The sequence below is a fragment of the Pseudoalteromonas sp. SD03 genome (genome assembly GCF_040937955.1).
Lineage (GTDB): Bacteria > Pseudomonadota > Gammaproteobacteria > Enterobacterales > Alteromonadaceae > Pseudoalteromonas > Pseudoalteromonas tetraodonis.
Genome location: NZ_CP162514.1, coordinates 1,919,352 through 1,935,135 on the forward strand (window position 1 = coordinate 1,919,352; position 15,784 = coordinate 1,935,135).

Genomic DNA, 15,784 nt, shown 5'->3' on the forward strand with positions numbered 1-15,784 from the left:
TCAATCTTTGATAAACCAATAACTTTCCTGCGCCCTCGCTGTAGTAAGCTCAAGGTGCTTAGCATAAAAATCAACCCTAACTTGTCCTACATCACCGGTGCTATATTGTTTGGCGTTTATTTTATTGTAACGCTCAACTACCGCTTTACTTGGAAATTGCCACTGACCTTGATAGGCACTTGAATGAATCACAATCGTTGGGTTTACTGCATTAATAAACTCGTCACTCGAGGAGCTGTCACTGCCGTGGTGTGGGCTTATCAAAACGGTACTTTGTAAATCATCTTTCTTTTTAATTAATTGCGACTCTCGCGTCTTTGATATGTCACCGGTAAGTAGCACACTATAGTTTGCAGCTGAGATTTTAACGATACAGGAATTATCATTACTATTATTAAATTCCTCTTTAGCAAAAGTTTGAATACTCAATCCATTAAAATCGAGTGTTGTTGCTATACAGTCGTTATATACACCATTTGGATGAAAATAATCAAAACTCCATGCATAACCGGCCGCTTTAAAATGCGCAACACCTCCGGCATGATCGTTATCTTGATGACTGACAATCGCGGTACTTACCGTTAGATTATGGGCGTCAATATAGGGTAGTAATACACTAGGCACACGACTAAAGCGATTAAAGTAACTCGGGCCAAAATCATAAATAAACGCATGCTTATCTTTTTTTATCAGTACCATAAGGCCATGGCCTACATCAAATACGTTCAACTGCCAAAGGCTAGATTGCGTAAAGTAATAATTAGAGAGTAGAGTCAAAAGCGGAATACACGCCAGTACGCGAAGCTCAATAAAATAAAGTAAAGGAACTACACTATAAAGCAGCACCACAGTGGTTATACTTACCTGACCAACATTAAGCCAACGTATGTGCTGCGGTATCGCCAGCAACATTTGATAAATATAGGTCAGTGGAAAATCATACAACACAATAAACGCATGCCAGTCGGTTAATAACCCCAGCAACACACTTAAAAATAAAGCAGGCATTAATACAAAAGATAAAATGGGAATAGCGACAAGATTTAAAACTAAACCTGCTAAACTCACGCCATTAAAAAAGTATAATGACAGCGGTAATAAGCCAATAAATAATCCCAGTTGAATAACAAAAAGAGTGCGAATATTGGCTAACAATGAATGACCTCGCAGCGGAAACTGTTTTAAAACCATAAAAATAATACATACCGCTAAAAAGGAAAAATACAGGCCAGGATTAAGCAAACTAAATGGATTAACCGCTAGAATAATAAACAACGCATATAAAATACTTCGCCATCTAAGCGCTTGCTTCGCTAAATAATAAAGCAACAAATAACAACCCAACATAATTAAGGCGCGGGTTGCCGAAATAATGAAATCACTCAAGTAAACATAAATAAAAGCGGCAACAAAGCCAGCAGCGCTATAAAAAATAGCAATATTTAATGATTGATTTAGTTCAGGCTTAATCAACTTAAGTAAACAGCGCACTGCAAAATAACAAAAGCCGAAAACCAAAGAGATATGTAATCCAGAAATAGCCAGTAAATGACTTAACCCAAGACTTTGCATTAATTGTTTATGCTCAAAGGTCATTAACGACTTGTCTCCAGTTAAGAGCACATAATATAGCCAATTAAGTTCAGCACTACTTACGAGCTTTTTGACATAAGTCCGGTAAGACGCGATATGATTATTGTGTGGGCGGTTGTAAATCGCTAACTGCTTATTTAATACTGTACCTTTAAACGCTATTTTTTGTGTAAAGGCATAGAGTTGACTGTCGAACACAGTAAAATTTTTAATCCCCCTAAAATTTTTTAACCTAACTTGAGCAGTAAAAGCATCACCTGGCTGAATAGGTTGTGTTGAATTAATACTTAATAAGGCATTAGGTGCTCTAAACTGACTATATTCGCTATCTTCCAAACGGGTTATTTTCACTTTTACGTATTGTGGAGGGGTTGAAGAAATGACCTCTTCGACAACAACATTGACAGAATATGCGTATTTTTCGTGCTGATTAGGTAATTCAAATGAATAAAACAAGATAAAATGTGCTGCTACACAGCAAATACCGAAAATAAAGCCTAACAATACAGTTAAAAACGGCTTAAAATACGTGCTCACAATGAGGATTGAAATTGTGATAACTGTAAATTCAAGGGTTTGGTAATAAAATACGGTAACAACAACTCCGATAACAAACCCAAGACTCATCCACACAGAAGTAAATGGTTGCTTTAAATGGCTAAAAAAACGATCCAACGGTTTTTACCCGATCCAAATAAAATTAGACATCACAAATCGCTAAGAATATTTGGCCGTCTTTTACATGATGCTAACCTTTGGCATTTAAATAGACGTTCGGCACGAGGTGCTTTTGCTGTTGGGCTCTTTTTTGCTTTCATCCCTGTTCCTTTTCAAATGGTGCTCGCGGCTGCCGCAGCGATAATTTTGAGAGTTAATTTACCCATTTCTGTTGCGCTAGTATGGATCACTAATCCACTGACTATGCCGCCAATTTTTTACGGCTCCTACCTTGTTGGTACATTAGTACTTAATCAACCAGAACAACACTTTGCGTTCGAAGCCAGTTGGGCATGGTTTATAGAAAGCTTAACGACAATTGGCCCTGCATTCTTAGTCGGTTCTTTGGTATGCGCCTCTATCGCCAGTATTATTGGCTACTTTGGAATAGATCTAATGTGGCGCCGCTCTGTAAGGCGGGCATGGGGAATGAGAAATAATTAGCCTCTCTTCCTTTAAATGCTTACATTACTATAGACAAAAAAAACCCAACTTAACAAGTTGGGTTTTTTAGTCGTTCTGTTTAACGATTTAAGCTCATTTAAAATCTAAATACACGTCTTAAACCAACAAGTGGTAGTAATAATAAACCAAACCAAGAAAAACTCGCTGAACTGCGTTCGTAAAATTCAGCATCTGGGGCTTTACAATTCTCAACTTCACCATTAGGGATAGGCGAAAGTTTTACCGCAACGGCTACACTTTCATACTCAATATTACCATCTACATCGGTAACAACTCCGCCCAATGAATTTCGTTTTTCAACTGTTTTAGTCGCAACACCAAATACTTCGTTGTTTTCATTAATCGATTTAGCTTCTACCATTTTATAGCTGAAACTGGTTTCACCATCACTGTCATAACAAGGCAGCAATTTATTTAGGTTAGTGATCTTGTCATCGCCAATTTTATAAATAAAGGCTTCTGAACGGCGGGTGTTCTCAGATTCACCAATTTCACCTTCACCAACAATGTAGCCTTGATTATTAATGTCATTTGCATATGAGCTTGAGCTTATAAAGTAATCTTCAGGAAACACGGTCGTGTTTGTATTTATATCATGGTAAAAAAGTTTGTTTCTTAGCGTGCCTTCTATTCGCTTGGTCGCATAACCTACAACAATATCGTTATCGTTGATAGCAAATGCTTTACCACTTTGCCAGTCATCTCTTTGTTCAATAAAATCAACTACTTCACCATCTTTAAAGTAAACTGGCATCGTTAAAATTGTGGAATCTCTATCAAAGTAACGGGTATTAGAAAAACCGGCCGCAACGCCATTTTTATTAACCGCTAATGCATTACTAATAAATGGGTTACTGTCTTCATCTTCTTTTGGTGTCAGCGCTAAACCTAACAATTCTGTTGAGGTTACATTATAGGCACTGTCTAGTGTCCACTTAACCGCTGTTTTATTAAATAAACCACGTGTGTTACGACTATTAATTGATTCAATACACGTCATTACAGGTTCATCAAGACCATCACAATTATCAGCAATTAAGGTTTGTCTCTCTGTAGGGATACTCACTGATACATTACCAACAACAACGTAACCCGTGTCAGTGGCAACAATATCAGACGCTTTACTCGTCCCACCATGTTCAGTAAATTCTGGAACAAGCGGCACTTCTACACCGCCTTCAGAAATTAAAATACCACGTTCTATAAACTCTCGGGTAAACCAAGTTTCTTCTTCAGTTTCACCATCTGGTGTAAAAGTGATTTTATCAAACGGTGCACTGCCCCAACCTACGGTCGTACCGTCCTGTGCAACAGCATTATAAAAGTTGCTAGTCGAGCGCGTTAATCCATCATAATCAACCGAAGCCACATCAAACAAAGATTGCTCTGTAATTACACCACTGTTGTAATTTGTAGCAACAATTGAGCTAATTTTTTGATATTCAAAGTTAGCAGATAAGTTTGACAAAAAACGAACCATAAAAGTATGCGCATCAGCATTGGTATAAATAGCGTCGTTGTTTTCGATGTCATCAAGTGTAAACGTAATTTCTTTGTCACTTAGTTCAAATGAATTTACTTCATTAGTATAAGCGTTCTTAATTAAACTATCGGTAAAATCAATATAACTAATATCAATTGGGATATTGTATAAGCCATTAGCAAGCCCAATGACATGTCCGTTTTCACTCACATCGGTAACATAAGTATGTTTTGCGTTTTCAAAGTTACCTAACTCCGTTAACGCATAGGTAGCACTTAATGCCGATGTACTCAGTGTTGCTAAAACACTGGCCGCGAGTAATTTATATTTCATTTTATTCCTTACTACTGATTCTTTAATTCTTCAAGTTCTTCCCAACGCTCAAAAGCGGCTTCAAGGTCAGACTCGAGTTGGGCTAAATGGTTCAATTCCTTAGCTGTTACATCACTGTCTTGCTTGAAAAAGTCTTCGTGACTTACTCGTTCTTGTTGTTTTTCAAGCTCAGCTTCAAGTTGTTCCATTTTATTAGGTAGTTGCTCTAGTTCAAGTTTTAATTTGTAAGAGAGTTTATTTGCTTTGTTATTACTTTTAACGGGTGCCGGCTCAGATTTTTCAACCTTTTTAACTGGCTGCTGTTGCTGCTGCTTTTGCTGCTCTGCTAAATAGTTGGTATAGGCTTCATAATCGCTGTAACCGCCAACGATATCTGTTACCTTGCCGTTACCCTCAAAGGCCCATACACTCGAACACGTATTATCAATAAACTCACGGTCATGGCTAACTATCAGCACAGTACCTTGGTATTGATTGATGATATCTTCTAGTAACTCTAACGTTTCTATGTCTAAGTCGTTGGTAGGCTCATCAAGAACCAATATATTTGATGGCTTTAAGAATAACTTAGCCAGAAGTAATCTATTTTTTTCACCACCTGAGAGCGCTTTTACGGGGGTACGAGCACGTGCTGGCGGGAACAAAAAGTCTTGTAAATAACCTAATACATGACGAGAACGCCCGCCCATCATGACCTCTTGCTTACCCTCAGCTACGTTATCTTGAACGGACGCTTCTTCATCAAGCTTTTCACGGTATTGATCAAAATAAGCAAACTCTAAATTAACACCTTGCTTTATTTCGCCACTGTCTGCTTTTAAATCTCCAAATAGAAGCTTTAATAAGGTCGTTTTACCAATACCGTTAGGGCCTACTAATCCAATACGATCACCACGCATAACCAAAGTAGAGAAGTCATCAGCAATTATTTTATCTTTAAATGCATGGTTTAAGTGTTTTGCTTCAAACACTAATTTACCTGAACGATCAGCCGTTTCAATATTGAAATCGGTTTTGCCTACTTGATCAACGCGTTTTTTACGCTCATTACGTAATTGTTTAAGCTCACGAACTCGCCCTTCGTTACGCGTACGGCGCGCTTTAACACCTTGGCGGATCCACGCTTCTTCTTCTGCTAAACGCTTATCGAACAATGCATTTTGCGTTTCTTCCACTTTTAAATCATGCGCTTTTTGTTCTAAGTAAGTGGCATAATCACCTGGATAAGAAATTAGTTTACCGCGATCTAAATCTAAAATACGTGTTGCAACGGCGCGAATAAAAGCACGGTCATGCGATATAAATACAATCCCGCCTTTAAACTCTTTTAAAAATTGCTCTAACCACATTACACTTGTCATATCTAAGTGGTTGGTAGGCTCATCGAGTAATAATAAATCAGGCTCGCTCACTAGCGCACGCGCAAGTGCAACTTTACGTAACCAACCACCAGAAAGTGATTCTAGTTTTGCATCGGGGGTTAATTCTAGTTGGGTTAAAACCAGTTGAATACGGCTATCAAAACGCCAGCCATCAGCTGCTTCTAACTTATTTGATAAGCGCTCTAGTTTGTTGAGTAACTGATCAGTACAATCTGTTTGCAATTGTGTACTTACATGATGAAAATCAATCAGTAAGTTAGCAATTTCAGGCATACCTTGGGCAACATAATCAAATACAGTGCCGCTTGCGCCTTTAGGCGGATCTTGTTCTAAACGCGATATTTTTAAACTACCGACTTGGTTTATTTCGCCGTCATCGAGTATTACTTGGCCATCTAAGACTTTTAGAAGCGTTGATTTTCCTGCACCGTTACGCCCTACAATACACACACGTTCACCGCTTTCTATAACCGCATCGGCATTATCTAATAATGGGTGCGTACCGTAGGCTAATTGTGCTTTTGAAATTCTAATTAAATCCATAATTAATCTTTACTCTTATTCTGCTTGCGCTAAAAACTGCTGCGCCTGAGGTGCAGTAAAAGGCCAAAATAATTGCTGGCCTTGTTGATTTTTTAAAACCGGAATACTGATTTGATATTCTAAAATTAAGGAGTTATCGCTCATAATATCAATAAGTTGTAATTCATCAGCTGATGAAAGTAACGGTTTTAACAGTTGCTCAGCTTGCTCACACAAGTGGCAACCGTCTGTGTGATATAAAACCCACTTAGCCATGTTTAATTAACCAGCTATTATGAATTTTTTTATTACGTTTAAAATCGGGAGATAAGGTTTTTTCTGAAATATTTTCCGCTTTTAAGCCTAAGCCCATTAACCCTACTTCGTCCATCACAAAGCCGCGTTTATTGTTAGAAAATATAAGCGTACCCGATGGGCTCAATATTTTTTTAACCCAAGTTAACAGCTTAATGTGATCATTTTGTACATCAAACGCATCTTTCATTCGCTTAGAGTTAGAGAATGTTGGAGGGTCTAAAAAGATCAAGTCGTATTGGCCTTGTGCATGCTCTAGCCATTTTAAACAGTCGGCTTGCTCAAACCGATAACGTGTATTGCTAATATCGTTAAGTGCAAAGTTATCTTGCCCCCATTTTAGGTAGGTTTTAGATAAATCAACGGTAGTAATTGCTTTTGCACCGCCTAATGCAGCATGAACCGACGCTGTTCCCGTGTAGGCAAACAAATTTAAAAAGCGTTTATCTTTTGCATTTTCTTGAATGTAACGACGCGCAAGACGGTGATCTAAAAATAGTCCGGTGTCTAAGTAATCAAATAAGTTAACTTTAAACTTAGCACCAAACTCCTCTACCACCATGGTTCTGTTTTGCTTAGCCATCGGGGTATATTGTTCTTCACCTTTTTGCTTTTTACGTACTTTTACCGCAATGTTTTCAGGTGCAATATCCAGTTGTTGCGCTGTTAAGCTAATAACATCTTGCAAGCGTTTTTCTGAGGTTTTTTCATCAATTTCTTTTGGTGCTGCGTATTCAAAAATAACCGCTGAATCACCATAAATATCAACCGCAACGTTATATTCAGGAATATCCGCATCATACACGCGATAGGCATGTACTTGATTTTGTTTAAGCCAATTTTTTAAGCCTTGCTTATTCTTTTTCAAGCGATTAGCAAAAGCCATTGAGCCTTCAAAGTTTAAAGCCGGTTTGTCATCCGTGGTAAGACTCACTTGCTTGTCATCAAGTTGATACAAGTTTAATTCAACATCAAGTGGACCATTTTTAAATTTATAACGTTTTTGCTTCACCAATTTAAGCAGTTTAAACAAGCTTTCATCCATGCCTAATAAAGCTAGTTTCCAGTGGTTGAAGTGTTTTTTAAAGCCAACACCTAAACTGCGATGTAAGTTAACCAGCTCAGCCATAGAGCCAATTCGCTCACCATAAGGTAAATTAGAAATAACAACACCCGGCAATTTAGCAACCGCAGTCAATTTAGTTGCATCGCTTTGTTTAAACTTAATTACCGTATCAAGTTCTGCGCGCTGCGCATTGGCAATGGCTTTATCAAGGACATTTGCGTCGTAATCATGGCCAATCAACCACAATTTAGGATCGGTAATATTTGCTAAAAGCTGCTCTTTAAGTTCTTTAAACTTTGCTACTCTAAAGCTAGGTAAACGTTCAAACGCAAAGCCTTCACGAAATAGACCTGGCGCTTCATTACGCGCCATTCCAGCGGCTTCAATTAAAATAGTTCCAGCACCACAACAGGGATCAAATAAAGGCTGATTAACATTTTCAAGCCAGCCACTGCGCTTAATAATTGCTGCAGCTAAATGTTCTTTAATTGGTGCTTTACCTTGACCTTGACGGTAACCACGCTCTGATAAACGCGGGCCTGAATAATCAATATAAAGTGAAACACCATGGCGATTTAAACGTGCAACCACTCGTACATTCGCATCTTGCTTATCAACATTTGGGCGCTGTTCATACAGATCATTAAAATAATCAACAATCGCATCTTTAATCACTAACCCTGAAAACTGGGTATTTTTAAGCGAGTCGTTTGTGCCATTAAAGTCAACAGCAAAGGTTTGCGTAGGCCCAAACCACTCTTGCCAAGGTTGTAAGCGTGCAAATTTATACAAGCTGTCTTTGTCATTTACGCCTTCTTTTTCTTCAATAAGCATAAGTACACGCGTAGCAAAGCGTGTTGATAAACACACCTTTTGCGCTAGCAATGAGTCAGCCTCAAAGCGAACAGAACCCACAGTTTGTTTTGACACCGTAGCGCCAAGCTCTGTAAGTTCATCAACCAATAAATTTTCGATTCCGATAGAAGTAAGTGCGATAAATTGCAAAGTAAAAACCCTTAATAGCTAATTGCGCGGGATTATAACATAGGTTTGCGTACAAATACGCCATAAACACGGTGGGAAAACTAAATTAGATTAAGCGGTTTGACTATCGTACTGTGAGGTAATAAGCGGGTGAACACGGTTGTTTAATACGCGGATCACTTCAAACTGTGAGAGTGATAAATTATCGTCAAGCGCAAAGGTTTCGCTTAAATTAATACACACAGAAGCATCAGGGCAATGCTCCACAATTAAAAACTCGCCAGTTTGAGATTCAGAGCTCAAGTTGATAACGGCTTCAGTACTAGGTGTTGTACCCGTGTAGGGTTTAAAAAACCAACTTTTAGCTAAAACGGGCTTTAATTGAAACTTAACCGCGGTGGCATTGAGCGCTATTTGACATAATTGCGCAGGATTCCATAAGTTAAACTGCTCGAGGTAATAATATACCTGCTCATAAAAAGCGGCGTCTTCTAAACTAAAGTGAGGGTTTTTAAAGGTGCAATCTGTTAATTGCCTTAGTTTATAAGGGGTGCATAGTTGCATATCGTCATTTAAATCAAGTAGTAAGCGGTTTTTTTCAGCACACGCTATCCACTGCCATTGCTTTGACGCTTGTAACATTTGCTCCTCCCTACTTAGTACTTAAAAAAATAAAATAAGACAATAAGCTTAGAGTATAGCTGCTTTTGACCATTTTTAAAACGTCTTTTTAGAACATTTATCGAACGATCAAAAGCTTACATAACTGATCCTTATAAGTCGTTAATGATCGACTTGACCAATTGTGGTCCTTTATAAATAAATCCAGTGTAAACTTGAATCAAATCAGCCCCTGCGTTCATCTTCTCTTTAGCCGATTGAACGTCATCAATACCGCCTACACCAATGATAGGTAATTGATTATTAGTTAAACGTTTTAGTTCAGAAACAATATGAGTTGAACGCTCTCTTACCGGAGCACCCGATAACCCCCCTGCTTCATCAGCATACTGCTGACCTTGCACTAGGCTACGCTCAAGGGTGGTATTTGTGGCAATCACACCATCAATTTTATTCGTTAATAATGATTCGCTCACTTGTTCAATTTGAATAGGATCTAAGTCTGGCGCAATTTTAACCAGCATAGGTACATTTTTATTATGCTTGGCAATTAAATCTAACTGTTCATTTTTTAAACTTTGCAATAGGTCATCTAATGCTGCGCCATATTGTAAGTCACGCAATCCTGGTGTGTTAGGTGATGAAATATTGACGGTTATGTAAGATGCATACTCAAACACTTTTCGCATACAGTGAATGTAATCATCTTTGCCTTGTTCATTCGGCGTATCTTTATTTTTACCAATATTAATACCTAAAATGCCATCATACTTTGCTGCTTTTACGTTATTTACTAGATTATCAACGCCTTTATTATTAAAGCCCATGCGATTAATAATTGCATTCGACTGTGGCAATCTAAACATACGAGGCTTATCGTTACCTGCTTGTGGACGCGGTGTTACTGTGCCTACTTCGACAAAACCAAACCCCATTTGGGCGAATGCATCAATACACTCGGCATTTTTATCAAGACCAGCGGCAAGCCCTACGGGATTTTTAAATTCGAGGCCTAAAAAGTTCACAGGCTTATTTACCACGCTTTGTGACCACGCGGCACTTAACGGTGTATTAGCAAAGCGACGTAAGTTATTAAGAGCAAAATCATGGGCCCACTCCGCATCACGGGTAAACATAAAACGGCGAGCTAAATCGTAAAACATGAATATAATCCTCTTAAAGTTGTAGACAAAAAAATACCTCAGACAAGGCTGAGGTATTATATAACAAAAAACTGTTTAACGATTAATTTTAATCAGTTGCAGTTTATTACTTTGCAGAGGTATCACAGTTGTGGCCTAGTAACATAAGCTCTCTAAGTGCAACTGAGAATTTTGCAAAGTCATGACTTTGCGATGTTTTAAATTCAGTTAGCATCTGTTTCCAGCGCTGTAATAACAGATCTTGGCTATCCATCCACTGTTCAATTTGGCCATCAACATCACTACTATCACCTTCAAAGCTGTTTAACACTACTTCAGATAATGTACGTTGTTGCCAATCTAACTCTTCACGATATGAAGCACGCGCAAGTGCTTGCCAATGGTTTGAAACAGGTTGATTAGTAATTTGGTCTAAGAACCAATGTAGCCCCATTTGCGCACCAAGTTTGAAGTAAGTGTGCGATACCATGTCGATTTTACGATTAGAGTTTTGCGCAATTTGTGTCAAGTCCATTACAGAGAACAAGCTTGATAACGATACAATACGCTGAGCAATCTCAACCGGAACACCGCTTTGCGTTAGTTCTTCACGTGCACTTTCTATACGATCGCTTTCTGCTTTCACGATGTATTTAGTTAAGTTTTCACTTAAATCGGCAAATGTTGGTGCAAATGCTTCAATTGATTGCTCAATGGTTTGTGCTTTCGTACGGTGACGTAAGAACCAACGAGTTGCACGACGAACAGTACGACGTAACTGGTACAACATTTCTGTTTGTACGTTAGACGGTATCTTGTTATCTAAGTCACTAATTGATAACCAAGTGTCACGCATTTGGAATATTTCACTTGCGATTGAATAACATAATGCAATCTCAGCTTCGTTTGCACCTGTTTCTTCATTCATACGCACCATAAAGTTTAAGCCCATATCGTTAACAATATTATTTGCTAACTTAGTGGCAATGATCTCTTTGCGTAGTGGGTGATTATTCATAGCATCGTTAAACTTCTCACGTAATGGACGTGGGAATGATTTAACCAATAACTGACGATAGTAAGGGTTTTCGGTAATTTCGTCGGTTACTAATGACTCTTTAAGAACCATTTTCGCATAAGAGACCAACACTGAAAGCTCAGGACGTGTTAAATCTCTGCCTGCGGCAGCACGCTCTGCTAACTCCTCATCCGTCGGAATAAACTCAATCGTACGGTCTAACTTGCCCTCTTTTTCAAGCGCATGAATAAAACGAATTTTTTCTTTAAGCGTTGAAGTCCCTTTTGATTGGGTAATCGATAAAGTGTGTGTTTGACGATAACAGTCTTTAAGCACTAATTCAGATACTTCGTCGGTCATTGAGTAAAGTAACTCATCACGTTGCTTACGTGTTAAATCACCTTCGGCAACTAAACCATTAAGTAAGATTTTAATGTTTACTTCGTTATCTGAACACGTAACACCGCCTACGTTATCGATAAAGTCAGTATTAACACGGCCACCTTTAGCTGCAAATTCAATACGACCTAACTGGGTTGCCCCTAAGTTACCGCCCTCGCCAAAGACTTTAGCGCCAAGGTCTTTACCATTAATGCGCAGTGCATCGTTTGCACGGTCCCCTACATCCGCATCTGTTTCTTTAGAGTGCTTAATGTATGTACCAATACCGCCATTCCACAATAAATCAAACTCCATCATAAGTGAGGCTTTGATCAATTCATTAGGCGTCATGCTGGCTTTTTTAGTGCCCAACATTTTTTTCATTTCTGGGCTTAGCGTAATCGACTTAGCTGCACGAGAGAACACACCACCGCCGCTTGAAATTAACTCTTTGTTGTAATCTTCCCATGATGAACGTGGCAAATTAAATAAACGCTCGCGCTCTGGGTAAGAAGCAGCTGCATCGGGGTTTGGATCCACAAAAATATGTAAGTGGTTAAACGCCACTTGCAAACGAATGTGCTTTGATAACAACATACCATTACCAAATACATCACCGGCCATGTCACCAATGGCAACGGCAGTAAAGTCTGTGGTTTGACAGTTAATATCCATTTCACGGAAATGACGCTTAACAGACTCCCATGCACCACGCGCAGTAATACCCATTTTCTTATGGTCGTAACCTACTGAACCACCTGATGCAAACGCATCACCTAGCCAGAAGTTATATTCGATTGCGATACCATTCGCGATATCAGAGAAAGTCGCAGTTCCTTTGTCCGCTGCAACCACTAGGTATGCATCGTCTTCATCATGACGAGTAACATCAACAGCAGGTACAACTTCGCCGCGCTCAATATTATCTGTGATATCTAATAAGCCACGAATGAAGATTTTGTAACATTCTTGGCCTTCTTTGATAAACGCTTCGCGCTCACTAGGTAGTTGTTTACATACAAAGCCACCTTTTGAACCAACCGGTACAATTACGGTATTTTTAACCTGCTGCGCTTTTACCAAGCCCAAAACTTCAGTACGGAAGTCTTCACGACGGTCTGACCAACGAAGGCCGCCACGCGCAACTTTACCAAAGCGTAAATGCACACCTTCAACACGCGGCGAGTAAACGAAAATCTCAAACGCAGGAACAGGCAGTGGTACTTCTGGAATTAAACTTGGTTGAATTTTAAGTGAAATGTATGACTTAAACTTACCTTCAGCATCTTTTTGGAAGTAGTTTGTACGCAGCGTTGCAACAATCATATCAACGTATAAACGGATAATACGGTCATCATCAAGATTCGCTACGTTTTCTAACTCTGCATAAATTTCTAAGCCTAGTTTTTCAAGTGTTTTAGCACTTGCAGGACTTTTAACTGAGAATTTTTTAGCAAATAAATTAACGATTTTAGCCGCGATGTGTGGGTAATTAGCAAAGGTGCTTTCGATGTACGTTTGCGAGAAAGTAACCCCAATTTGGCGCATGTATTTAGCGTACGCACGTAAAATTGATGCTTCGCGACCGGTTAACCCACCCATTAACACTAAACGGTTAAAACCATCGTTTTCTAAACGATTTGCCCACACACTGGTTAGTGCGGCACGAAAACGTGCGGAAATTTTATCAAAATCGGCCATCCCTTTGCTATCAATCAGCATTGAGAAGTCCATGATCCAATTAATGCCACCATCACTGGTTTTAACTGAGTAAGGTGTTTCACCTACAACACGTAAACCAAAGTTTTCCAGCATTGGCATCACATCTGATAAGTGAATTGGCTCATCTTTGTGGAATAAGCTTAAACGAACAATATTGCTGCTCGCCTCTTCTTGTGGACGATAAAACAACATCTCAAGTTTGTTGTCATCGTTTAGCATTTCTAGCTTTTCAATATCAACAACAGCGGCACTTGGTAATACTTCTTCTTTGTATGAACGTGCAAAAGCGTTGCAGTATTTACGGTTTAATTCGTTACCACGTGCTTCACCAGCAGATTCGAGTAAGGCTGATTGGAGTTTATCTTCCCAGGTACGAGCGGCTTCAATTAGATTATTTTCTATGTCTTTCACGTTATATTCAATATTGTTATCGGTCACACGAACGGTGTAATGAGTACGCGCCAGTGTTGACTCTGAGAAATAGGTAGTAAATTCGACTTTAACGTCAGAATTAAATGCATTCGCTAAAATAGCCTGCGTTTCGCGGCGCAGCGCCGTGTTATAACGTTCACGTGGTACATACACCATACAAGATAGGAAGCGACCGTATGCATCTTTGCGAACAAATAAACGACACATATCGCGTTCTTGAATTTGTAACACGCCCATAGCAACTTCAAGTAGCTCATGTTCGCGAGCTTGCACTAATTCGTCACGTGGGTAGGTTTCTAAGATGTTTAATACCGCTTTGTATGCATGTGTACCCTTAGCAAAATCACACATATCCATAATGCGATTAATCTTGCTTTTAAGAACCGGGACATCAGCAGCGCTGTTGTTATAAAAGTTAGATGAGAATAAACCTATAAAACGGTCTTCACCAATCACATTACCTTTGTCATCAAAACGCTTAACACCCACATAATCAATATAGGCTGGGCGATGAACTCGAGATAATGAATTGGTTTTTGTTAAAATTAATAAGTTACTACTACGTGCTTCTTGACGAGCCACTTCAGGTAACTCAGAAAGCAAACGTGTATGCTCAGCATCTGAGTTTTTCATTAACCCTAAGCTGGTATCCATTTTACCTTTTAATTGATAATCACCTTGGACTGGCGAAAGCTCATATTGGCGGTAACCCATTAATGTAAAGTTGTCTTTTACTAGCCAATCTAAGAACTCAACGGTTTCATTTATTTCGTTATCATTTTTATCTTTGTGGCTTTTAGGTAAGCTTTTACTAACTGCGATTAGTTTTTCGCGAATAGGCTGCCAATCTTCAACCGCAACCGATACATCAACGAGTACAGATTCAAGTTCTTTTTTGAAAGACTCAATAACAGTAGCATCTGTTTGACGGTCAATTTCTATGAAGAATACTGTTTTTGTTGATGTTGATTCTTGCTCTGCTTTTAAGCTTGATAACCCTGATATTTTATCGTTTTTATCACGTTGAATTTTCAGTGGGCTATGTAGAAGTAAGTGAGAGGCAATGTTTTCTCGTGTCATGGCCATACGCACAGAGTCAACTAAAAATGGCATATCTTTAGCAATGATCTCTACAATGGTATGCGATGACTGCCAGCCATCTTTTGCCACTTCAGGGTTGAAAACGCGAATAACTGCGTCATCTGATGTATTTTTTTCTAGCGAATTCCAAAGGCTAAGTGCAGCACCATATAAGTCACTGTCGTTGCGATTTGCCAAATCCTCTTTAGACATATTGCTGTACAAGGCTTTGGCGAATTTCTCAACGAGTAACACATTATCAGCGCGAACTTTTTTCTGGATAAGCTTACAGACGTTATCTAAAATAACCGAGGCTTGGCCTTCATTTCGTGTCATTGTATGTTCCTTAATCTATCACTGCTAGTTTAGCAGAGTATTTGTACAGCCATTTATTAGCGTGGAGTCAGTTAAATTCTAACCCTTTTGAAACTAATAAACAGCCTTTTCGATGAAAACATTTTAAGCATTTCAGCTATTTGGTCATCTATTCACAAAATATAGATATAAATGGCCATTACTGGCCATTTT

Annotated in this window: 9 protein-coding genes; 1 reads left to right on the top strand and 8 read right to left on the bottom strand. The window is 38.9% G+C overall.

Annotated elements, in window-relative coordinates; genetic code table 11:
• Window positions 1–2,268: a DNA internalization-related competence protein ComEC/Rec2 gene (locus ABZP26_RS08935; protein ID WP_368484821.1), complete on the bottom strand. Its 2,268-nt coding sequence runs from the start codon at window positions 2,266–2,268 to the stop codon at window positions 1–3.
• Between ABZP26_RS08935 and ABZP26_RS08940 the strand changes: the two genes are divergently transcribed.
• Window positions 2,248–2,754, top strand: a complete 507-nt coding sequence (locus ABZP26_RS08940; RefSeq protein WP_215521697.1) for a DUF2062 domain-containing protein — start codon at window positions 2,248–2,250, stop codon at window positions 2,752–2,754. The two genes, ABZP26_RS08935 and ABZP26_RS08940, sit on opposite strands and share 21 nt — an antisense overlap.
• A 97-nt stretch (window positions 2,755–2,851) precedes the next feature.
• Here the strand turns inward: ABZP26_RS08940 and ABZP26_RS08945 are convergent, their stop codons facing one another.
• From ABZP26_RS08945 to ABZP26_RS08975, 7 genes are all read right to left on the bottom strand, one after another.
• A complete protein-coding gene (locus tag ABZP26_RS08945) occupies window positions 2,852–4,591 on the bottom strand; it encodes a DUF3466 family protein (protein WP_368484823.1) in 1,740 nt (579 codons plus the stop codon).
• 11 nt (window positions 4,592–4,602) lie between these two features.
• A complete protein-coding gene (locus ABZP26_RS08950) occupies window positions 4,603–6,516 on the bottom strand; it encodes an ABC transporter ATP-binding protein (protein ID WP_368484825.1) in 1,914 nt (637 codons plus the stop codon).
• Window positions 6,517–6,531: 15 nt separating this feature from the next.
• Entirely contained in the window at window positions 6,532–6,771 is a 240-nt protein-coding gene (locus tag ABZP26_RS08955; protein WP_036954640.1) for a glutaredoxin family protein, read from the bottom strand.
• Complete coding sequence (rlmKL, locus tag ABZP26_RS08960) at window positions 6,764–8,881, bottom strand: bifunctional 23S rRNA (guanine(2069)-N(7))-methyltransferase RlmK/23S rRNA (guanine(2445)-N(2))-methyltransferase RlmL (protein ID WP_024603050.1); 2,118 nt, start codon at window positions 8,879–8,881, stop codon at window positions 6,764–6,766. The genes ABZP26_RS08955 and rlmKL overlap by 8 nt, the downstream gene beginning before the upstream one ends.
• Window positions 8,882–8,971: 90 nt before the next feature.
• Window positions 8,972–9,502 carry a cell division protein ZapC gene (locus tag ABZP26_RS08965; RefSeq protein ID WP_368484827.1) on the bottom strand — a complete coding sequence of 177 codons (531 nt, stop codon included), beginning with the start codon at window positions 9,500–9,502 and terminating at the stop codon, window positions 8,972–8,974.
• A gap of 131 nt (window positions 9,503–9,633) precedes the next feature.
• Window positions 9,634–10,644 carry a quinone-dependent dihydroorotate dehydrogenase gene (pyrD, locus tag ABZP26_RS08970; protein ID WP_368484828.1) on the bottom strand — a complete coding sequence of 337 codons (1,011 nt, stop codon included), beginning with the start codon at window positions 10,642–10,644 and terminating at the stop codon, window positions 9,634–9,636.
• 106 nt (window positions 10,645–10,750) lie between these two features.
• Window positions 10,751–15,592 carry an NAD-glutamate dehydrogenase gene (locus ABZP26_RS08975; RefSeq protein ID WP_368484829.1) on the bottom strand — a complete coding sequence of 1,614 codons (4,842 nt, stop codon included), beginning with the start codon at window positions 15,590–15,592 and terminating at the stop codon, window positions 10,751–10,753.
• Between the last annotated feature and the right edge of the window lie 192 nt (window positions 15,593–15,784).

Coding starts and splice junctions, on each gene's coding strand:
- ABZP26_RS08940 (WP_215521697.1), top strand. CDS start 2,248: ATGGCTAAAAAAACGATCCAACGGTTTTTACCCGATCCAAATAAAATT.
- ABZP26_RS08945 (WP_368484823.1), bottom strand. CDS start 4,591: ATGAAATATAAATTACTCGCGGCCAGTGTTTTAGCAACACTGAGTACA.
- ABZP26_RS08950 (WP_368484825.1), bottom strand. CDS start 6,516: ATGGATTTAATTAGAATTTCAAAAGCACAATTAGCCTACGGTACGCAC.
- ABZP26_RS08955 (WP_036954640.1), bottom strand. CDS start 6,771: ATGGCTAAGTGGGTTTTATATCACACAGACGGTTGCCACTTGTGTGAG.
- ABZP26_RS08965 (WP_368484827.1), bottom strand. CDS start 9,502: ATGTTACAAGCGTCAAAGCAATGGCAGTGGATAGCGTGTGCTGAAAAA.
- pyrD (WP_368484828.1), bottom strand. CDS start 10,644: ATGTTTTACGATTTAGCTCGCCGTTTTATGTTTACCCGTGATGCGGAG.
- ABZP26_RS08975 (WP_368484829.1), bottom strand. CDS start 15,592: ATGACACGAAATGAAGGCCAAGCCTCGGTTATTTTAGATAACGTCTGT.